The sequence below is a fragment of the Agrobacterium sp. M50-1 genome (assembly GCF_049843495.1).
GTDB classification, from domain to species: domain Bacteria; phylum Pseudomonadota; class Alphaproteobacteria; order Rhizobiales; family Rhizobiaceae; genus Agrobacterium; species Agrobacterium radiobacter.
The window spans coordinates 202,413-221,054 of the sequence record NZ_JBBHZH010000003.1 but is presented as its reverse complement, the minus strand read 5'-3'; the positions used below and the strand labels follow the sequence as shown (position 1 = coordinate 221,054).

Annotated in this window: 18 protein-coding genes and 1 pseudogene; 12 read left to right on the top strand and 7 right to left on the bottom strand. The window is 61.4% G+C overall.

Features of this window, described 5'->3' with window-relative positions; all coding sequences use genetic code 11:
- Window positions 1-85 precede the first annotated feature (85 nt).
- Both WDZ78_RS08645 and WDZ78_RS08640 read left to right on the top strand, forming a co-directional pair.
- A complete protein-coding gene (locus WDZ78_RS08645; RefSeq protein ID WP_003509402.1) occupies window positions 86-487 on the top strand; it encodes a group II truncated hemoglobin in 402 nt (133 codons plus the stop codon).
- On the top strand, window positions 484-879 hold the full coding sequence (locus WDZ78_RS08640; RefSeq protein ID WP_112954918.1) for a DUF423 domain-containing protein: 396 nt from the start codon (window positions 484-486) through the stop codon (window positions 877-879). Before WDZ78_RS08645 ends, WDZ78_RS08640 begins: the two co-directional genes overlap by 4 nt.
- A gap of 9 nt (window positions 880-888) precedes the next feature.
- Here WDZ78_RS08640 and WDZ78_RS08635 read toward each other — a convergent pair whose 3' ends face one another.
- From WDZ78_RS08635 to WDZ78_RS08625, 3 genes and pseudogenes are all read right to left on the bottom strand, one after another.
- On the bottom strand, window positions 889-1,176 hold the full coding sequence (locus WDZ78_RS08635; protein ID WP_060725229.1) for a hypothetical protein: 288 nt from the start codon (window positions 1,174-1,176) through the stop codon (window positions 889-891).
- Window positions 1,157-1,480, bottom strand: a pseudogene (locus tag WDZ78_RS08630) (DUF2325 domain-containing protein); the annotation flags it as partial. The pseudogene WDZ78_RS08630 and the gene WDZ78_RS08635, both read right to left, overlap by 20 nt.
- 254 nt (window positions 1,481-1,734) lie before the next feature.
- A complete protein-coding gene (locus WDZ78_RS08625) occupies window positions 1,735-2,376 on the bottom strand; it encodes a TetR family transcriptional regulator C-terminal domain-containing protein (protein ID WP_060725230.1) in 642 nt (213 codons plus the stop codon).
- Window positions 2,377-2,637: 261 nt separating this feature from the next.
- Between WDZ78_RS08625 and WDZ78_RS08620 the strand changes: the two genes are divergently transcribed.
- The 10 genes from WDZ78_RS08620 to WDZ78_RS08575 all read left to right on the top strand — a co-directional run bounded on the left by WDZ78_RS08620 (window position 2,638) and on the right by WDZ78_RS08575 (window position 15,610).
- Complete coding sequence (locus WDZ78_RS08620) at window positions 2,638-3,885, top strand: Zn-dependent hydrolase (protein WP_060725231.1); 1,248 nt, start codon at window positions 2,638-2,640, stop codon at window positions 3,883-3,885.
- Window positions 3,882-5,339, top strand: coding sequence for a dihydropyrimidinase (gene hydA / locus WDZ78_RS08615; RefSeq protein ID WP_425672810.1), 1,458 nt, complete (start codon window positions 3,882-3,884; stop codon window positions 5,337-5,339). The genes WDZ78_RS08620 and hydA overlap by 4 nt, the downstream gene beginning before the upstream one ends.
- Window positions 5,336-5,779 (top strand): NUDIX hydrolase, encoded by a 444-nt coding sequence (locus WDZ78_RS08610; RefSeq protein ID WP_425672809.1) that lies wholly within the window; start codon window positions 5,336-5,338, stop codon window positions 5,777-5,779. Before hydA ends, WDZ78_RS08610 begins: the two co-directional genes overlap by 4 nt.
- Entirely contained in the window at window positions 5,776-6,570 is a 795-nt protein-coding gene (locus tag WDZ78_RS08605) for an ABC transporter ATP-binding protein (protein WP_425672808.1), read from the top strand. The genes WDZ78_RS08610 and WDZ78_RS08605 overlap by 4 nt, the downstream gene beginning before the upstream one ends.
- Window positions 6,571-6,792: 222 nt before the next feature.
- Complete coding sequence (locus WDZ78_RS08600; protein ID WP_425672807.1) at window positions 6,793-7,668, top strand: ABC transporter permease; 876 nt, start codon at window positions 6,793-6,795, stop codon at window positions 7,666-7,668.
- Window positions 7,665-8,537, top strand: coding sequence for an ABC transporter permease (locus WDZ78_RS08595; protein ID WP_425672806.1), 873 nt, complete (start codon window positions 7,665-7,667; stop codon window positions 8,535-8,537). Before WDZ78_RS08600 ends, WDZ78_RS08595 begins: the two co-directional genes overlap by 4 nt.
- Before the next feature lie 21 nt (window positions 8,538-8,558).
- Window positions 8,559-9,551: an ABC transporter substrate-binding protein gene (locus WDZ78_RS08590; RefSeq protein WP_026363912.1), complete on the top strand. Its 993-nt coding sequence runs from the start codon at window positions 8,559-8,561 to the stop codon at window positions 9,549-9,551.
- A 362-nt stretch (window positions 9,552-9,913) separates the two neighbouring features.
- Window positions 9,914-11,107, top strand: a complete 1,194-nt coding sequence (locus WDZ78_RS08585) for an efflux RND transporter periplasmic adaptor subunit (protein WP_425672805.1) — start codon at window positions 9,914-9,916, stop codon at window positions 11,105-11,107.
- Window positions 11,108-11,120: 13 nt separating this feature from the next.
- The gene (locus tag WDZ78_RS08580; RefSeq protein WP_425672804.1) at window positions 11,121-14,441 is read left to right on the top strand and encodes an efflux RND transporter permease subunit; all 3,321 of its coding nucleotides are present in this window, start codon (window positions 11,121-11,123) and stop codon (window positions 14,439-14,441) included.
- 479 nt (window positions 14,442-14,920) lie between these two features.
- Window positions 14,921-15,610, top strand: coding sequence for a Crp/Fnr family transcriptional regulator (locus WDZ78_RS08575; RefSeq protein WP_425672803.1), 690 nt, complete (start codon window positions 14,921-14,923; stop codon window positions 15,608-15,610).
- Window positions 15,611-15,682: 72 nt separating this feature from the next.
- Here WDZ78_RS08575 and aidB read toward each other — a convergent pair whose 3' ends face one another.
- From aidB to ureE, 4 genes are all read right to left on the bottom strand, one after another.
- Window positions 15,683-16,507, bottom strand: coding sequence for an AidB family quorum-quenching N-acyl homoserine lactonase (gene aidB / locus WDZ78_RS08570; RefSeq protein ID WP_425672802.1), 825 nt, complete (start codon window positions 16,505-16,507; stop codon window positions 15,683-15,685).
- A gap of 3 nt (window positions 16,508-16,510) precedes the next feature.
- Window positions 16,511-17,122: an urease accessory protein UreG gene (gene ureG / locus WDZ78_RS08565; protein WP_020813394.1), complete on the bottom strand. Its 612-nt coding sequence runs from the start codon at window positions 17,120-17,122 to the stop codon at window positions 16,511-16,513.
- 255 nt (window positions 17,123-17,377) lie between these two features.
- Window positions 17,378-18,049 (bottom strand): urease accessory protein UreF, encoded by a 672-nt coding sequence (locus WDZ78_RS08560; RefSeq protein WP_425672801.1) that lies wholly within the window; start codon window positions 18,047-18,049, stop codon window positions 17,378-17,380.
- Between the two features lie 3 nt (window positions 18,050-18,052).
- Entirely contained in the window at window positions 18,053-18,538 is a 486-nt protein-coding gene (gene ureE, locus WDZ78_RS08555; protein WP_020011584.1) for an urease accessory protein UreE, read from the bottom strand.
- Window positions 18,539-18,642: the final 104 nt, after the last annotated feature.

Genomic DNA, 18,642 nt, shown 5'->3' with positions numbered 1-18,642 from the left:
TCGCAAATGTCGCACCCCGCCAGCGCCCTGTTGCTCTTCCGGCTCCACGGAGCGATAAGGATCGGAGGGCCACGAGAGGCGGATTATGAGCGGCGAGACCATTACCCTTTATGAAGCGATCGGTGGCGATGCGACCGTCAGGGCGCTCACCCGGCGCTTCTACGAATTGATGGATACCCTGCCGGAGGCAGCGCGCTGCCGCGCCATCCACCCTGCCGATCTCTCCGGCAGCGAAGCGAAGTTTTACGATTATCTGACGGGATATCTTGGCGGACCGCCCGTCTATGTCGAGAAACACGGCCATCCAATGTTGCGGCGACGCCATTTCGTCGCCCCCATCGGCCCCGCCGAGCGGGATGAATGGCTGCTCTGCTTCCGCCGCGCCATGGACGAAACCATCGAGAACGAGAAGCTGCGCGAGATCATCTGGACGCCGGTCGAGCGGCTGGCCTTTCACATGCAGAACCAGGAGGCGGACAGCCAATGACCACGCAGAGCGCGACCATCGCAAGCGTGCCCCGTGAAAGATTGCGGGCCTTCATTTTGCTGCTGGGCGGCCTGCTGGGCGCGAGCGGCGTCATGCTTGCCGCCGCCGCCACCCATACCGGCGAAACCTATATGCTCGGCAATGCCTCGGCGATGGCGCTGGCCCATGCGCCGGTTCTGGTGGCGCTGCATATCGGTGCGGGTCGCATCAGAACCGCCATTCCGGCGGGCCTGATCCTCGGCCTCGGCACGGCGATCTTTGTCGGCGATCTCGTTGTCAGGCATTTTTCCGGCCACAGCCTGTTTCCCTACGCTGCACCAACGGGCGGCCTCGGCATGATCGTCGGGTGGCTGGTACTCTGCGCGGGAGCGTTTCTGAAGCCGAAGGGCTAGCTTTCAGCCCTAACGCCGCTTCCAGCGAAACGATAGAATATTGCGGCCCTCTTCAGCCGCCGCGCCGATCTCGAAGGACGGTGTTTCACCCGGCTGGCGGGTGCGCAGATGGGGAAAAGTCACAACATTGCCGCCGCTTCTGGCAACGCGGTTGCGTCTTTCCCGTTCACCGACGATTTCATAGATGTCCGTCAGGACGGGGTCGCCGGCCTGCTCGGCCATCTTGTGCAGTTCCACACGGCAGGCTTCTGCTACCGCGGGATCTTCATCGTGGAAATTACTGCGCTCGTCGCTCATCGCTGGAGGTCCGTTCATTCATCGTCTGCAGCGCCCGCTCCAGACTGGATTTGCTGCCATTGCGCAGCGGAATGAACGTCTTGCCGAATTTCTTGCAACCCGACTTCACCCGCAGACACGCATCGTGGCTGATACAGTCGATCGGGCAGAAAACGCAGTCGACGGAGGGAAGGACGGTATCGATGCGGGAGACGGCCTCGCGCAGGCCGCCATCATGATGAATGAGCTCCGCACCGAAATTGCTGGCGATCTGGCGAAGATGCGCAACCTGACAGTCACGGCCGCCGACATAAAGAAAGCTTTTCGGACCGGAAAGCTGCTGTTCGGCCACGTCCTTTTCGGTCTGTGGCGCGCCCTTGCCCTGCTTGCCGCCGCGTTCGGCCTTCTTCTTTTCCTTGCGTGCCATTCCCTCACCTGCCGGTTGATTTTTCAATGCCCCGGACGTTCGGGATGCCGGCACCATAATAAAGATGAGTTTTGGAGTAAAGTATAAAGGTGATAATTTTCCTCATGTTTTGACATAAAGAATCGATCACATATTCGCGAGAACGGTCCCGTTCAGCCGTTTATCCGCAATCCGCCCATGAAAAGCTGCTCCAGATGCCGGGCCGCATCTTCGAAACGGCCTTCGCCACCATTCTTGTCACCCAGCACCGCCCGCACCTGCACGTCGAAATCCGCATAATGCTGGGTGGTCGACCAGATCGAGAAAATCAGGTGGTAGGGATCACATTTGGCCATCCGTCCGGCCTTCACCCAGGCGCGGATGACCTCAACCTTCTCATCCACCAGTTGTTTCAGCGGTCCTTTCAGCTCGTCCTCGATATGCGGCGCGCCCTGCAGGATCTCATTGGCGAACAGGCGGCTCTCACGCGGAAAATCGCGCGACATTTCCAGCTTGCGGCGAATATAGGAGCGGATTTCGCTTTCTGGATTGCCCGTGGCGTCGAAAGCCCTGAGCGGGTCGAGCCATGTATCAAGCACTCGCTCGATCAGCGCGCGATGCATCGCCTCCTTGGTGCGGAAATAATAAAGCACGTTCGGTTTCGACATGCCGGCGGCCTCGGCAATCTGGTCGATGGTGGAGCCGCGAAACCCGTTCGTGGAAAAAACACTGAGCGCGGCTTCAAGAATCGCTTCCTGCTTTTCTTCCTGAATGCGGGTCCGCTTCTGTGTTTTCGCTGCTCGCGGTATGGCCATTCTCAGCTCTCTGTTTCTTTTCAATGCAATTGCCGCTACAGTATGATTAAAAAATAATCGCCGCGTACAGTTTAGGCAAAATTAGTGCGATTCGTCACGAAAATCCCTTGCTGACGCCATGGCGAATTTGCAATGTTTACCAGCCGGTCAATTTATCCCCCATCGCCATCACAAGGCAATGGCTGTTATCTTAACCGGCAAAAAAGGGAACGGCACAAGCTTTGCTTCGATAAAAAACAAAACAGGTGAGGACGACACTGCATGACGGCGGGTAAAAACTTGACGGTCAATGGCGACCGTCTGTGGGACAGTCTGATGGACATGGCGAAAATCGGCCCCGGCATCGCCGGCGGCAATAATCGCCGCACGCTGACGGATGAGGATGCGGAAGGCCGCCGCCTGTTCCAGCGCTGGTGCGAGGCGGCGGGCCTGACAATGGGCGTCGACCGCATGGGCACCATGTTCGCCACGCGCCCCGGTGAGGACCCGGAGGCTTTGCCGGTCTATATCGGCAGCCATCTCGACACCCAGCCGACCGGCGGCAAGTTCGACGGCGTGCTCGGCGTGCTGGCCGGGCTGGAAGTGGTGCGCAGCCTGAACGATCTGAACATCAAGACCAAACACCCGATCGTCGTCACCAACTGGTCCAATGAGGAAGGCGCGCGCTTCGCGCCCGCCATGCTGGCCTCCGGCGTCTTTGCCGGCATTCACGATCTCGATTACGCCTATAGCCGCACCGATACCGACGGCAAGACCTATGGCAACGAACTGAAACGCATCGGCTGGCTGGGCGAAGAAGAGGTGGGCGCACGCAGGATGCACGCCTATTTCGAATATCATATTGAACAGGGGCCTATCCTCGAAGCGGAAGGCAAACAGATCGGTGTCGTCACCCATGGTCAGGGCCTGTGGTGGCTGGAAGTTACGTTGACCGGCAAGGAGGCGCATACCGGCTCGACGCCGATGGCGATGCGCGTCAATGCCGGCCTAGCTGCCGCCCGCATCCTCGAAAAGGTGCAGGAAGTGGCGATGGCCCACCAGCCGGGCGCTGTCGCCGGCGTCGGCCAGATGATCTTCACGCCCAATTCCCGCAACGTGCTGCCCGGCAAGGTGGTCTTCACCATCGACCTCAGAACGCCCTCACAGGCGAAACTCGACAGCATGCGCGCCATCTTCGAACGCGAGGTGCCCGCAATCGCCGAAGAACTCGGCGTCGGCTGCTCGATCGAAGCCATCGGCCATTTCGATCCCGTCACTTTCGACGCCGTTCTGGTCGGCCGCGTGCGCGCCGCCGCCGAAAGACTGGGCTACAGCCACATGGATATCATCTCCGGCGCCGGCCACGATGCCTGCTGGACGGCAAGGGTCGCCCCTTCCACCATGATCTTCTGCCCCTGCGTGGACGGGCTCTCCCACAACGAGGCGGAGGAGATTTCGCCGGAATGGGCAGCAGCCGGCTGCGATGTGCTGCTGCATGCGGTGCTGGAGACTGCGGAGATCGTACAATGACCGCCACCATCATCAAGAACGGTATCATCGTCACCGCCGACCTCACCTACAAGTCCGATGTGAAGATCGAAGGCGGCAGGATCACCGAGATCGGGCCCGATCTGACCGGCGGCACGGTGCTCGATGCCACGGGATGTTACGTCATGCCCGGCGGCATCGATCCGCATGTGCATCTGGAAATGCCCTTCATGGGCACCTATTCCGCCGATGATTTCGAGAGCGGCACGCGGGCGGCCCTTGCCGGCGGCACAACCATGGTGGTGGATTTCTGCCTGCCCGAGCCCGGCCAGTCGCTTCTGGACGCGCTGGCGCGATGGGACAACAAGGCGACCCGCGCCAATTGCGATTATTCCTTCCACATGGCCGTCACCTGGTGGGGCGAGCAGGTCTTCGACGAAATGAAGACGGTGGTCCGGGAAAAGGGCATCAACTCCTTCAAGCACTTCATGGCCTATAAGGGCGCGCTGATGGTGAATGACGACGAGATGTTCGCCTCCTTCTCGCGCTGCGCCGAGCTTGGCGCCATTCCCTTCGTGCATGCGGAAAACGGCGATATCGTCGCGCAGATGCAGGAAAAGCTGATGGCGGAAGGCAATGTCGGGCCGGAAGCGCATGCCTATTCCCGCCCGCCCTCGGTGGAGGGCGAGGCCACCAACCGCGCCATCATCATTGCCGATATGGCCGGCGCCCCGCTTTATGTCGTCCACACCTCCTGCGAGCAGGCGCATGAAGCGATCCGCCGCGCCCGCCAGAACGGCATGCGGGTCTATGGCGAACCGCTGATCCAGCACCTGATCCTCGATGAAAGCGAATATGCCAACCCCGACTGGGATCACGCCGCCCGCCGGGTCATGTCTCCGCCCTTCCGCAACCGGCAGCATCAGGACAGCCTCTGGGCGGGTCTGGCTTCCGGCTCGCTGCAATGCGTGGCGACCGACCATTGCGCCTTCACCACCGAGCAGAAACGCTTCGGCCTCGGCGATTTCCGCAGGATTCCGAACGGCACCGGCGGGCTGGAAGATCGCATGCCGCTGCTCTGGACCCATGGCGTAACCACCGGCCGCCTGACCATGAACGAATTCGTCGCCGTCACCTCCACCAACATCGCCAAGATCCTCAACATCTATCCGAAAAAGGGCGCGATCCTCGTCGGCAGCGATGCGGATATCGTCGTCTGGGATCCGCAGCTGGAAAAGACCATCAGTGCGGCAAGCCAGCAATCGGCCATTGATTACAATGTATTCGAAGGGCGGAAGGTCAAAGGCCTGCCGCGCTACACCCTGTCGCGCGGTCTCGTCAGCATCGAGGAGGCCACCATCGAAACGCAGCCGGGCCACGGCCAGTTCATTGCCCGCGACGCTTATCCAGCCGTCAGCCGGGCGCTTTCCACCTGGAAGGAACTCGTTTCGCCGCGCAAGGTGGAACGCACAGGCATTCCGGCATCGGGTGTATGACCGTGAGCACTGAGCCCAAACGCGAAATCGTCATCGCCGCAGCCGTTCTCCTCAACGAGCGGCGGCAGATGCTTGTCGTGCGCAAGCGCGGCACCACGCAGTTCATGCAGCCGGGCGGCAAGATCGATCCTGGCGAAACGCCGGAACAGGCGCTTCACCGCGAACTTGCCGAGGAAATCGGCCTGATGCTTCCCGAAAATGCCGCGCGTTATGAGGGCATCTTTCGCGAGGCGGCCGCCAATGAGACCGGCGCCGACGTCGTCGCCCATGCCTTCATTGCAAGGCTCTATACCGATGTCACCCCACAGGCGGAGATAGAGGAAGTGCGCTGGCTCGATCTCGACCGCCACCCCGGCGTGATGATCGCCAGGCTTACGGAAACCCAAATGCTGCCGCTGGCGCGCGCGGCGCTCACGGAAAGCGACAATCAGCCAAGATGAACCAGGCCTCTCCCTATTCCGTCGTTTCCACCAGAAAACTGGGCCTCACCTTCGAAACGGGGGATGGCCCGGTCCACGCCTTGTCTCATGTCGATCTGGATGTGGGAAAGGGCGATTTCGTCTCCTTCATCGGCCCTTCCGGCTGCGGCAAGACCACTTTCCTGCGGGTCATCGCCGATCTTGAAAAGCACACGTCAGGAGAAATCACCGTCAACGGCACGACACCGGAAAACGCCCGCAAGGACCGCTCCTACGGGTACGTCTTTCAGGCCGCCGCGCTTTATCCATGGCGCAGCATCGAAAAAAACATCGCCCTGCCGCTTGAAATCATGGGTTACGGCAAGGCGGAACAGCGCGAGCGCATCGACCGCACGCTCGATCTCGTCAACCTCAACGGTTTCGGCAAGAAATACCCCTGGCAGCTCTCGGGCGGCATGCAGCAGCGCGCCTCCATCGCCCGCGCGCTGGCTTTCGATGCCGACCTGCTGCTGATGGACGAACCCTTCGGGGCGCTGGACGAGATCGTTCGGGATCATCTGAACGAGCAGCTGCTGAAGCTCTGGGACAGGACCGGCAAGACCATCTGCTTCGTCACCCATTCCATTCCCGAAGCGGTGTATCTCTCGACGAAAATCGTCGTCATGTCGCCTCGGCCGGGGAGAGTGACTGACGTGATCGAATCCACCCTGCCGCGGGAAAGGCCGCTGGAGATCAGGGAGACGCCGGAGTTTCTAGCCATTGCGCATCGCGTGCGTGAGGGGTTGAAGGCGGGGCATGGCTATGAGGGGTGAGGTCATCGCAAGCTTTACCCCCCTCTGCCCTGCCGGGCATCTCCCCCTCAAGGGGGGAGATCGGCAGGAGGCGAGGTCTCACCCATCTCGACACTTGAGAATGAAATGGCGGAAGGGCCTCCTGCTGATCTCCCCCCTTGAGGGGGAGATGTCCGGCAGGACAGAGGGGGGTAAGCCGCATCCTCGGAGCAAACGTAACCCCCACCCACCGAGGGCTCCCCAATGACCCTCCTCCGCCACCACATCCTCCCCATCCTCACCGTCCTCCTCGCCATCCTCATCCTCTGGCACCTCGCCGTCATCTACCTCAACATGCCCTTCGCCCGCGATCAGGCAAACCGTGCCGGCCAGACGCCGAGCTTCATGGAGCTTCTGCCGCAAACCTTCGCGCAGGAACGCCCGGTTCTTCCCGCCCCGCACCAGATCATCGCGGAACTCTGGGACACCACCGTCAACAAGGCGATCACCTCCAAGCGCAGCCTCGTCTATCACGCGGGCGTCACGCTCTCGGCCACACTCCTCGGTTTCGCCATCGGAGCTGTCCTCGGCATCCTGCTCGCCGTCGCCATCATCCATAACCGCGCCATGGACGGCTCCGTCATGCCGTGGATCATCGCCAGCCAGACGATCCCGATCCTCGCCGTCGCGCCGATGATCATCGTCGTGCTGAATTCCATCGGCATTTCCGGGCTGTTGCCCAAGGCGCTGATTTCCACCTACCTTTCCTTCTTCCCCATCGTTGTCGGCATGGTGAAGGGCCTCAGAAGCCCCGAAACCATCCAGCTCGACCTGATGCACACCTATAATGCCTCACCGGCGCAGATCTTCTGGAAGCTGCGCTGGCCCTCGGCCCTGCCCTATCTCTTCACCTCGCTGAAGATCGCCATCGCCATTGCGCTGGTCGGCGCCATCGTCGGCGAATTGCCGACCGGGGCCGTCGCCGGGCTCGGCGCGCGCCTGCTTTCCGGCTCCTATTACGGCCAGACGGTGCAGATATGGGCCGCCCTGTTCATGGCCGCCGGCGTCGCGGCCCTGCTGGTGTCGATCATCGGCATCGCCCACGCCGCCGTCCTCAAGAGAATGGGAGCCCGGCCATGACAAATCCCGTCTGGTTTATCAGCGCGATCCTGTTCTGGCTTGCCGCCTGGGCCTTCAATGAATGGCTGGTGCGCCGCCGGTTCTCCTCGCCAGCGGCAAAGCGCATGAGCCGCATGGCCGTGCCGCTTCTCTTCGGGCTGGCCATTCTCGCGCTCTGGGAAGGCGTGGTGCGCGGTTTTTCCGTACCGCCCATCCTGTTGCCTGCCCCGAGCGCCATCCTTGCGCGCCTTCTCACCTCCCTGCCGATCCTCTGGGCCGATTTCCGCCAGACCTTCCTCAAATCGGTGCTGACGGGTTATGTGCTCGGCTGCGGCCTCGGCTTCATCGTCGCCATCCTCATCGACCGGTCGCCTTTCCTCCAGCGCGGGCTGCTGCCCATCGGCAATTTCGTCTCCGCTCTGCCTGTTGTCGGCATCGCCCCGATCATGGTCATGTGGTTCGGTTTCGACTGGCAGTCGAAAGTGGCCGTCGTCGTCATCATGACGTTCTTCCCGATGCTGGTGAACACGGTTCAGGGGCTCGCCGCCTCCAGCCACATGGAGCGCGACCTGATGCGCACCTATGCCGCCGGCTGGTGGCCAACGCTGATAAAACTGCGCCTGCCCGCCGCCTGGCCCTTCATCTTCAACGCCCTGAAGATCAATTCCACACTGGCGCTGATCGGCGCCATCGTCGCGGAATTCTTCGGCACGCCCATCGTCGGCATGGGTTTCCGCATCTCGGCGGAAATGGGCCGCAGCAATGTCGATATGGTCTGGGCCGAAATCGCCGTCGCGGCGCTTGCCGGCTCCGGCTTTTATGGTCTGGTGGCGCTCGCTGAGCGGGCCGTCACCTTCTGGCATCCGTCCGTCCGTGGGGGACGAACGTAAATAACGAAAAAGGGAACAGCGATGAAAATGAAACTTGCATCCATGCTTCTTGCCGGTGCGTCACTTCTGACGGCGGTGAGCGCCGAGGCCGCCGACAAGATCACCCTGCAGCTGAAATGGGTGACCCAGGCGCAATTCGCCGGTTATTACGTCGCCAAGGATAAAGGGTTCTACGAGGCAGAGGGCCTCGACGTCGATATCAAGCCGGGCGGCCCGGATATCGCGCCTGCACAGGTTCTGGCCGGCGGCGGCGCCGATGTCATCGTCGACTGGATGCCGTCAGCACTCGCCACCCGCGAAAAGGGCGTTCCGCTCGTCAACATCGCACAGCCGTTCAAATCGTCAGGCATGATGCTGACCTGCCTCAAGGAAACCGGCATCACCAAGCCGGAAGACTTCAAGGGCAAGACGCTCGGCGTCTGGTTCTTCGGCAATGAATATCCGTTCCTGTCGTGGATGGCGCATCTGAAAATCCCGACCACCGGCGGCGCGGATGGTGTCACGGTTTTGAAGCAGGGCTTCAACGTCGATCCGCTGCTGCAAAAGCAGGCTGCCTGCATTTCCACCATGACCTATAATGAATATTGGCAGGTCATCGATGCCGGCATCAAGCCGGAGGAACTCGTCACCTTCAAATACGAGGCGGAAGGCGTGGCGACGCTGGAGGACGGTCTTTACGTTCTCGAAGACAAGCTGAAGGACGCCAAGTTCAAGGAAGACATGGTCAAATTCGTCCGCGCTTCCATGAAGGGCTGGAAATGGGCGGAAGAAAACCCTGACGACGCCGCCGGTATCGTTCTCGAAAACGACGCCTCCGGCGCTCAGACCGAAAAGCACCAGAAGCGCATGATGGGCGAAGTCGCCAAGCTGACGGCCGGCTCGAAGGGCGCGCTGGACAAGGCGGATTACGAGCGCACCGTCAAGACGCTGCTGGGCGGCGGTTCCGATCCTGTCATCACCAAGGAGCCATCGGGCGCCTACACCACCGAAATCACCGATGCGGCGTTGAAGTAGTCGAATTTACCCTGGATGCATGGAACGCGCGGCACCGTCCGCGCGTTTTTTTTCAATGGTAACCCTTTTGATGAATTACAATATCCCGACCTATACAAAAATGTATATCAACCATCGCGGCTATGCGGATTGATTTGTACGACAACAAGAATTACAGTCCCGCCCACAAGACTGCCAAATTTGATCTTGTAAAGAAAGCACTCGGCAAAGGTGCTTGAGATTCGCGTTGAGGGGCGTTTGAATCGGGAGGATCGAAAAGGAAGTATTGTGATCCCTTGTTTCACATTCGCTATCGCATGACCTTCTAATATACGCCGCAAGGCTGCAGGACATGCGATCGAATATTGCGCGAGCCAAGACACATGCAGCATAAAGTCACGTTTAACCGCTTTGTATTCCTTCTTCTTTCCGCAACGGCGCTCCCCCTTTCCGCAGCCGCCGAAGGAGAGGCGCAGGCACCGGTCAAACAGCAGAACCTGCCTTCCATCATCGTCGCACATGCCGCAAAACGCGATCTCGTGGACCGTATCATCGCGACAGGCACGATCCGCCCCGTGGACGAAATCTACGTCCAGCCGCTGGTCGACGGCCTGTCGATCGACACGCTGAACGTTGATATCGGCGACAGGGTGGAAGCAAATGCGGTTCTGGCCGTGCTTTCTTCCGACAGCCTCATCCTGCAGAAAAGCCAGCTGGAAGCCAACAAGGCAAAGGCGGAAGCCGCCGTTGCCCAGGCCAAGGCGCAGGTGCTGGAAGCCGAAGCGAGCGCGAGCGACGCGAACCGCCAGCGCGACCGCGCCGCAAAGCTCGGCCAGAGCGGCTCCGGCTCGATTTCGCAGGTGGAACAGACCCAGGCACAGGCCGAAGTGGCCGCCGCCAAACTCAACGCCGCCCGCCAGGCCGTTTCCGCCGGCGAGGCCGACATCAAGGTGGTTGACGCCCAGATCGCCGACATCGACCTGAAGCTGACGCGCACCGGCGTGAAAACCCCGGTCACCGGTATCGTCTCGGCCAAGAACGCCAAGGTCGGCGCGATTGCCAGCGGCGCCGGAAACCCGCTTTTCACCGTCATCAAGGACGGCGCGATCGAACTCGTCGCCGATCTGTCCGAGACCGATATCCAGAAGGTGAAGGTCGGGCAGAAAGCCTATTTGACGGTTGCCGGCGGAGCTGAGAAAATAGAGGGCAAGGTGCGCCTCGTTTCGCCTACCGTCGATCCGACGACGCGCCTCGGTTCCGTGCATGTCGTTCTGCCCGAAAACAGCCCGGCGCGCTCGGGCATGTATGCCAGCGCGGCGATCATCGTCGAGGAGACGAATGCGCTCGCTTTGCCGCTGTCGGCCGTCACCTCCGGGCGTGAAGGCTCGACCACCCGCAGGGTGGAAGGCGATATCGTCAAGCAGGTGAAGATCGAGACTGGCATCGAAGACGGTGGTTTTATCGAGATTGTCAGCGGTCTTGCCGCTGGAGACAAGGTTGTCGAGAAAGCTGGAGCATTCGTGCGTGATGGTGACCGGATAAGACCGGTGGAAGCCCCTGCGGCTGTGTCCAACTGACTGAGGGAATGAGATGAACTTCTCCGCATGGTCAATCCGTAACCCGATTGCGCCGCTGCTCGGCTTCGCGCTTTTGATGATCCTCGGCATGCAGGCGTTCAACACCCTGCCGATCACCCGTTTTCCGAATATCGACGTTCCCGTCGTGGCCGTCACCGTGACCCAGAGCGGCGCTTCGCCCTCCGAGCTGGAAATGCAGGTGACGAAGGAGATTGAGGACGCCGTCGCCGCCATCAGCGGCGTCGACGAAATCCAGTCCACCGTGGTCGACGGCCAGTCGACGACGACGGTCGTCTTCCGCATCGAAAAGCCGACGGAAGAAGCCGTTCAGGACACCAAGGACGCCATCGACAAAATTCGCAGCGATCTGCCTTCCGATATCGAAGTGCCCGTCGTCAGCAAGATCGACGTCGAGGGACAGGCGATCCAGACCTTTGCCGTCTCCTCACCGAACATGACGCTGGAAGAGCTGTCCTGGTTCGTGGATGACACGATCAAGCGTTCGCTGCAGGGCCAGTCCGGCATCGGCAAGGTCGACCGCTATGGCGGCGCCGACCGCGAGGTGCGCGTTTCGCTGAGCCCCGAAAAGCTCGACGCCTATGGCATCACCGCCACCGAGGTGAACAGCCAGCTGCGCGGCACCAATATCGACCTCGGCTCCGGCCGCGGCCAGGTCGGCGGCAACGAACAGACCATCCGCACGCTCGGCGACACACGCGATGTGAGCCAGCTTGCCAACACCACGATTGCGCTCTCCAACGGTCGTTTCGTCAAGCTTTCCGAGCTCGGCACGGTCACCGACACCTATGAGGAGCAGAAGTCCTTCTCTCGGTTCAACGGCAACCCTGCTGTCACCTTCGCGGTGTTCCGCTCCAAGGGCGCCAGTGAGGTCTCGGTCGCCGAAACCGTGGCCGCGAGCCTCGATCAGGTGCGCAAGAACCACCCTGATGTTTCGATCGAAATGGTCGATGACGCCGTCTATTTCACCTATGGCAACTACAAGGCGGCGCTCGACACGCTGATCGAGGGCGCGATCCTCGCCGTCATCGTGGTCCTGCTCTTCCTTCGCAACTGGCGCGCAACCCTGATTGCCGCCGTGGCGCTGCCGCTCTCCGCGATCCCGACCTTCTGGATCATGGATATCATGGGCTTCTCGCTGAACCTCGTCAGCTTCCTCGCGCTCACGCTCGCCACGGGTATTCTCGTGGACGACGCCATCGTGGAAATCGAGAACATCGCCCGCCATATCAAGATGGGCAAGACGCCCTATCGCGCGGCACTGGAAGCGGCGGACGAAATCGGCCTCGCCGTCATCGCCACCAGCTTCACCATCATCGCGGTCTTCGTGCCTGTCTCGTTCATGCCGGGCATTCCGGGCCAGTACTTCATCCAGTTCGGCCTCACCGTCGCCTTCTCGGTGTTCTTCTCGCTCGCCGTCGCCCGTCTCATCACGCCGCTGATGGCGGCCTATCTGATGCGCGCCGAAGACGCGATGGACGATCACCACGACAATGACAGCCGGCTGATGAAGGCCTATACGCGCATGGTGACCGCCACCACCCGCAAGTGGTGGGCGCGGTATCTGACGCTGCTCGGCGCGATCGGCTTCCTCGTGGCTTCCGTCATTCTCCTCGCTGGCGTTCCGGGCAGTTTCCTGCCGCCGGACGACGCCTCACGCGTAACGCTTTCGGTGGAACTGCCGCCCAATGCGACGCTTTACGAGACAGACCGGACGACGACGCAGATCTATCACGCGCTGCGTGACATCAACGGCGTGGAAAGCGTCTTCATCCTTGGCGGCGCCTCGCCCAAGGGGGACCTGGAGCTTCGCCGCGCCACCGTCAACGTCATCCTGCAGCATATCGACCATTCGCTGCTCAAGCTGGTGGTCAACAAGGGGCTAGGTTCCATTCCGCTCATCGGCCAATATCTGCCGAAGGTGGAGGAAAAGGGCCGCATACGTCCGCAATGGGATGTGGAACGGGATATTTTCGCGCAGGTTCGCGGCATTCCGGATGTCCGCATCATCAAGCTGAACGACCGTGCGGAACGCGAGCTCTCCTTCAACTTCCTCTCCACCAATGAGAAGGACCTGAACGACGCCGTCGGCATTCTCGAAAGCCGCCTGCGCGCCTCGCCCATCCTTGCCAATGTCAGCTCGGAAGGCGCCCTGCCCCGCCCCGAACTGCAGATCCGCCCGCGCAAGGACGAAATCGCCCGCCTCGGCATCACGCCGCAGCAGATTTCGCAGACGGTGCGTGTCGCCACCATCGGTGATATCGACGCCCAGCTGACGAAGATTTCGCTTGATGACCGGCAGATTCCGATCCGCGTGCAGACCTCGCTCGATACACGTCGTGACCTCGCCACCATCCGCGCGCTGAAGATCAAGACCGCCTCCGGGTCGCTGGTGCCGCTCTATAGCGTCGCCGATATCGACTATTTGGAAGGTCCAAGCTCGATCAAGCGCAACGACCGCAACCGCGTCGTCTCCATCGGCTCCGACGTGCCCTTCGGCACGGCGCTGGATACCTCGACGGCCGAGTTCAAGCGCATCGTGTCGGAAACCGACCTGCCGGCAAGTGTTCGCCTTGCCGAAAGCGGCGACGCCAAGGTGCAGGGCGAAATGCAGCAGGGCTTCGTCAACGCCATGCTGCTTGGCCTGATGCTGGTGCTGGTCGTGCTCATCCTGCTGTTCAAGGATGTCATCCAGCCCTTCACCATCCTGTTCTCGCTGCCGCTTGCCATCGGCGGCGTGGCCGTCGCGCTCATCATCACGCAGAACGCGCTCTCCATGCCCGTTCTCATCGGCATCCTGATGCTGATGGGCATCGTGACCAAGAACGCCATCCTGCTGGTGGATTTCGCCATCGAAATGCGCCGGCACGGCATGGAGCGGGTGCATGCCATGGTGGAGGCCGGCCGCAAGCGCGCCCGCCCGATCATCATGACCTCGATCGCCATGTCGGCGGGCATGTTGCCCTCGGCGCTCGGCGTCGGCGAAGGCGGCTCCTTCCGCGCGCCGATGGCGATTGCGGTGATCGGCGGCATCATCGTCTCGACGGTGCTGTCCCTGATCGTGGTCCCGGCCTTCTTCCTGATCATGGACGACCTGTCTCGCCTGCTCGCCCACCTCTTCGGCCGCTTCGTCGGCAAGAAGGAAGAGGAGGAAGAAGCGCTCTCCAACGAGAAACTCTCGGAGATCGCCCGCGAAAACAGCCTGGCTCTCTCCTCGCTGGAAGCACGGGTGGCCGGCATGGAAAAGGGCAGCGGCGACAAGGCCGGTGACAAGGGCAGCAATATATTGCGGCTGCCGCCGCTTGCTGCGGAGTGAAGTTTGCAGCGTAACGATTGAGACGCCGGGCCATCTGCCCGGCGTTTCTTTTTAGGCGGACGTTTAGAGGCAAAGCGTCGCCGCTTGTTTCTTCTCCCCGAGGGGGAGAAGGTGGCCCGAAGGGTCGGATGAGGGGACAACGTTGCCGAATATCTCGACCCTTGCCCCCTCATCCCGCTGCCGCGGACTTCTCCCCGGCGGGGAGAAGAAATATGTGGCACTCGCCCGCTCCATATTCCTCCTCACATTCTTGAGCAAGAATGGTCTCGCCGCATTCCCGCTGTCCCAAATGACAACTCAAATCCGGTTTGATCGAAATCAATTCGCTTTCCAGGTGAACTGCTAATCTCCCTCGCATCGGGAATTGCCGGTCGAGGGATTATGCGATGAGTTCTGTGCAGATAGGCGTGAGGGAGAAGGAGCTTCCCCGGTTTCGTATCGCTTCGGACAGCCCGGCAAAAGGTTTGAGCGGGAGCCGAATGGACGTGAACAAGACCGTGAAGCTGAGCAACAGGGACAGGAACATTCTGCTGCGTGCACCCTTGATCGGGATAGCGGATGATGCAGCGGCATTGAAGCTGATGGAGGCGGCGACCATCACCAATGTGAACGCCCGCCATGTGCTCTTCAAGGAAGGCGAAGCGGCGCAGCATTTCTACTGCGTGCTGTCGGGTTACATCAGGCTTTACCGGCTGGACAGGCACGGGCGCGAGGCGGATGTGCGCGTCAGCGGCCCCGGCGATACCTTCAACGAGTGCCTGATTTTCGGCAGCGATACCTATCGTTACAGCGCGCAGGCGGCGGAAAGCTGCACCGTGGCGCGGTTCGAACTTGCAAGAATCCGCAGCCTGATCGATCAGGAACCGGCAATCGCCAAGGCCGTCATGCGCTGCCTGTCCAACAGCCTGCTCACCACCATGGACTGCATCGCCAACGACCGGCTGCAGACAGCGCCGCAGCGTGTCGCCCATTACCTCATCAATCAGGGCCCCCGCGACGCCACATCCTTTTCACTGCGGCTGCCATTCCAGAAAAGCCTGCTCGCCGGCAAGCTCGGCCTTGCGCCGGAAGCGCTCTCGCGCGCCTTCTCGGCGCTGAAAAAGGCTGGCGTCACCGTGCGCGGCCGCATCGTGCAGGTCAATGACGTCGCGGCGCTGAAGCAGATCTGAAAATACCGGGAGAGGATGAAGGGCGGGATGCCTTGGGGCATTCCGCCCTTCTGTATGTCCGAAATCGAAAAATCAGTCCGGCTGCGGCACAAAACTGAAGCTGTCACCCTGCCGCTCGGCACGGAAAAATCCACCGAGATGACCGCCGGAAACCAGCCAGCCGTGATCGGCGGCCTCGGCCAGCGCCTTGAGGCGTGTTTGGTAAGCAAGCGCGGAATCGATATCATAGACAAAACCGACACCGGGGTCCTTCACCTGCAAGTCGCTCACATGCAGCACGTCGCCCCATAATAACAGCCGCTCATCACCATTGCCGATCAGGTAACCGGTATGTCCCGGCGTATGGCCGGGCATGGCGATGGCTTCGACGTCCTCGGCAATCCTGCCTGTCGGGATCGGCCGCAACATCGGACCACAAATGTCGAGCAGCCGCGCGGCGAGATCGAATCCGCCCTGCCGGGCCGGCGGCAGGGCCTTGCGCGCCTCCGCACTGCTGAAAAATCCGAGATCGGCCTCGGGCACCCAGATATCGGCATTGGGAAAATAAGGCCGGTCGCCATCGATGAGGCCAAGCGCATGATCGCCATGAATATGGGTGAGGATGACGCGCCTGACATCAGCCGGCTGAATACCCGCCGCAATCATCGCCGCGCGGGCATGGCCATAGGCTGCACCCCAGGCCGTGCCGCAACCGGCATCGATCAGCCAGATGCCCTCAGGCCCGGACAATGCAAAGCAGTTGACGTCCATATCCACCGTTTCGCCCTGATGGCCGGCAAGCGCCGCCGCCAGCGCTTCGGCACCCTGACGGTGGATGAGATGGCCGACCGGCGCCTTGTAGACACCGTCGACAAAACGGGAAACCTCGTAAGCGCCGAACCGGCGGGACATTGCCATATTTCAGAGACCGCCCTGCTCTTTCAGGAAACCGACGATACGCTCCACGCCATCGCCGCGCTTCATATCGGTGAAGACGAAGGGCATGGCGTTGCGCATGCGGGTCGCATCACTGTCCATCACCGTCAGATCAGCGCCGACATAAGGAGCCAGATCCTTCTTGTTGATGACCAGCAGATCGGAGCGGGTGATGCCCGGGCCGCCCTTGCGGGGAATTTCCTCGCCCTGGCAAACGGAGATCACATAGATGGTGATATCGGCTAGATCGGGCGAGAAGGTCGCCGCGAGATTGTCGCCGCCCGATTCGATGAAGACCACATCGAGATCGGGAAAGCGTGCATTGAGCCCGGCAATCGCCTGCAGATTGATCGTCGCATCCTCGCGGATCGCGGTATGCGGGCAACCGCCCGTTTCCACGCCGACGATACGCTCGGAAGGCAGCGCCTGCATGCGCACCAGCGCCTCGGCGTCTTCCTTGGTATAGATATCATTGGTGACGACGGCGACGGAATAATCGGCGCTCATCGCCTTGCAGAGCTTTTCCGTCAGCGCCGTCTTGCCCGAACCGACCGGCCCGCCAATGCCGACGCGCAGCGGCCCATTACCCGATTTCATCACGCTGTTCCCTTCGATATGCTTTGGTCTTGTTTCACCATAGTCCCTCAACGGGACGCTTCAAGATATGCAAGGATCGTGCCGCGCGTTTCTTCTCCCCGCCGGGGAGAAGGTGGCCCGAAGGGTCGGATGAGGGGGCACCCTCTCCGAGTAATGCTACCCTTGCCCCCTCATCCCGCTGCCGCGACCTTCTCCCCGGCGGGGAGAAGAAACAAGCAGCATCCGCTCGTTCAATAAGATCGTCATACAGCACGATCAGGACCGGAAAAGCCGGGTGCCCTGCGTTTCATGCCGCATGGCCGCCGTGTCAGCGATGATCGTCGCACTGCCGAGATCATCGAGCGTGGATTGCATCGCCAGCGCCGCCATCTCCGCGATGATGGCTTCACTTGCCGCCAGAATGGTGACACCATCCTTCTGTCCCGCGACCCCGAGGCGGATGCCAGCCGACACGACCTGCGAGACGCCGGCGTGCAAAAAGGCGGCAATCGTGTCCCTGAGCGGCACCGCATGACCGGCGGCGACCGCCCCGACAGCGATGGGATAGGGAACGTCTTTGGGCAACGCCTCCAGAACCGCATGCGGCCAGGCGCCGGCGGCGGCAACGAAGGCATCGCCCAGAAGCACCGTCTCGCGGTATCGCTCCGCCGAACCGGCCAGCGCCCGCGCCAGATCGGCCGTTTCGCTCAAGACGGCGGCGTCCCCGGCATTGCGCCAGGCATGCGCCAGAAACACCGCATCGTTCCACAGGCCGCCGCAGCGCAGAAGCGTATCGAGCCAGTCGCGCAGAGCCGCCGCATCCCCGACACGCCGATCCTCCACCGCCTTTTCAAGTCCGCCGGAATAGGAAAAACCGCCAACCGGAAAGGCAGGCGACATCCAGGCCATGAGCCGCAGCAGCGCGGCGACGCCGCGATCTTCGCTCACGGCTCAGCCGTGATCGTGATGGTGGTGGCCGTGATCATGGCCGTGGGAATGACCGCCATGGGCATGATAAGCGCCGCGGGCCGGCTGGAAAGGTTCTTCGACATCACGCACGGTGGCGCCAAGACCTTCCAGCATGGCGCGGATGACGTGGTCACGCAGGATGAGAATACGTTCCTCCTCGATCTGCGCGGAAAGATGCCGGTTGCCCAGATGCCAGGCAAGCTCGATCAGGTGAAGCCGATCCTTCGCCTTGATTTCGAAGAGCTTTTCGTCAGCCGCGCGAACCTCGATCAGGTCGCCGTTTTCCACCACGAGAAGATCGCCATGGGCAAAAAGCACCGCTTCCTTCAGGTCCAGCATCACCATCTCGTCATTCTGCAGATGCAGCAGCTTGCGACGCAGATGCCGCTGGTCATGCGCCAGGGTGACATAACCGGAAGGTTCGTCGGCAGGGGTTCCGGCCGGATGATAGGAGGTGACGCGCAGCATGGGATGATCCGTTTCAGAAACAGTCTTGGGGTTACGATTTTTGACGGATAGACGGGGGGATTTCAAGGCACGATTTCCGCACCCACGGCCGCCGGAACGACAAA

What these genes read in the sequence shown, in the direction of transcription:
- WDZ78_RS08645 (WP_003509402.1), top strand. Translation starts at nt 86, where the DNA reads ATGAGCGGCGAGACCATTACCCTTTATGAAGCGATCGGTGGCGATGCG.
- WDZ78_RS08640 (WP_112954918.1), top strand. Translation starts at nt 484, where the DNA reads ATGACCACGCAGAGCGCGACCATCGCAAGCGTGCCCCGTGAAAGATTG.
- WDZ78_RS08635 (WP_060725229.1), bottom strand. Translation starts at nt 1,176, where the DNA reads ATGAGCGACGAGCGCAGTAATTTCCACGATGAAGATCCCGCGGTAGCA.
- WDZ78_RS08625 (WP_060725230.1), bottom strand. Translation starts at nt 2,376, where the DNA reads ATGGCCATACCGCGAGCAGCGAAAACACAGAAGCGGACCCGCATTCAG.
- WDZ78_RS08620 (WP_060725231.1), top strand. Translation starts at nt 2,638, where the DNA reads ATGACGGCGGGTAAAAACTTGACGGTCAATGGCGACCGTCTGTGGGAC.
- hydA (WP_425672810.1), top strand. Translation starts at nt 3,882, where the DNA reads ATGACCGCCACCATCATCAAGAACGGTATCATCGTCACCGCCGACCTC.
- WDZ78_RS08610 (WP_425672809.1), top strand. Translation starts at nt 5,336, where the DNA reads ATGACCGTGAGCACTGAGCCCAAACGCGAAATCGTCATCGCCGCAGCC.
- WDZ78_RS08605 (WP_425672808.1), top strand. Translation starts at nt 5,776, where the DNA reads ATGAACCAGGCCTCTCCCTATTCCGTCGTTTCCACCAGAAAACTGGGC.
- WDZ78_RS08600 (WP_425672807.1), top strand. Translation starts at nt 6,793, where the DNA reads ATGACCCTCCTCCGCCACCACATCCTCCCCATCCTCACCGTCCTCCTC.
- WDZ78_RS08595 (WP_425672806.1), top strand. Translation starts at nt 7,665, where the DNA reads ATGACAAATCCCGTCTGGTTTATCAGCGCGATCCTGTTCTGGCTTGCC.
- WDZ78_RS08590 (WP_026363912.1), top strand. Translation starts at nt 8,559, where the DNA reads ATGAAAATGAAACTTGCATCCATGCTTCTTGCCGGTGCGTCACTTCTG.
- WDZ78_RS08585 (WP_425672805.1), top strand. Translation starts at nt 9,914, where the DNA reads ATGCAGCATAAAGTCACGTTTAACCGCTTTGTATTCCTTCTTCTTTCC.
- WDZ78_RS08580 (WP_425672804.1), top strand. Translation starts at nt 11,121, where the DNA reads ATGAACTTCTCCGCATGGTCAATCCGTAACCCGATTGCGCCGCTGCTC.
- WDZ78_RS08575 (WP_425672803.1), top strand. Translation starts at nt 14,921, where the DNA reads ATGGACGTGAACAAGACCGTGAAGCTGAGCAACAGGGACAGGAACATT.
- aidB (WP_425672802.1), bottom strand. Translation starts at nt 16,507, where the DNA reads ATGGCAATGTCCCGCCGGTTCGGCGCTTACGAGGTTTCCCGTTTTGTC.
- ureG (WP_020813394.1), bottom strand. Translation starts at nt 17,122, where the DNA reads ATGAAATCGGGTAATGGGCCGCTGCGCGTCGGCATTGGCGGGCCGGTC.
- ureE (WP_020011584.1), bottom strand. Translation starts at nt 18,538, where the DNA reads ATGCTGCGCGTCACCTCCTATCATCCGGCCGGAACCCCTGCCGACGAA.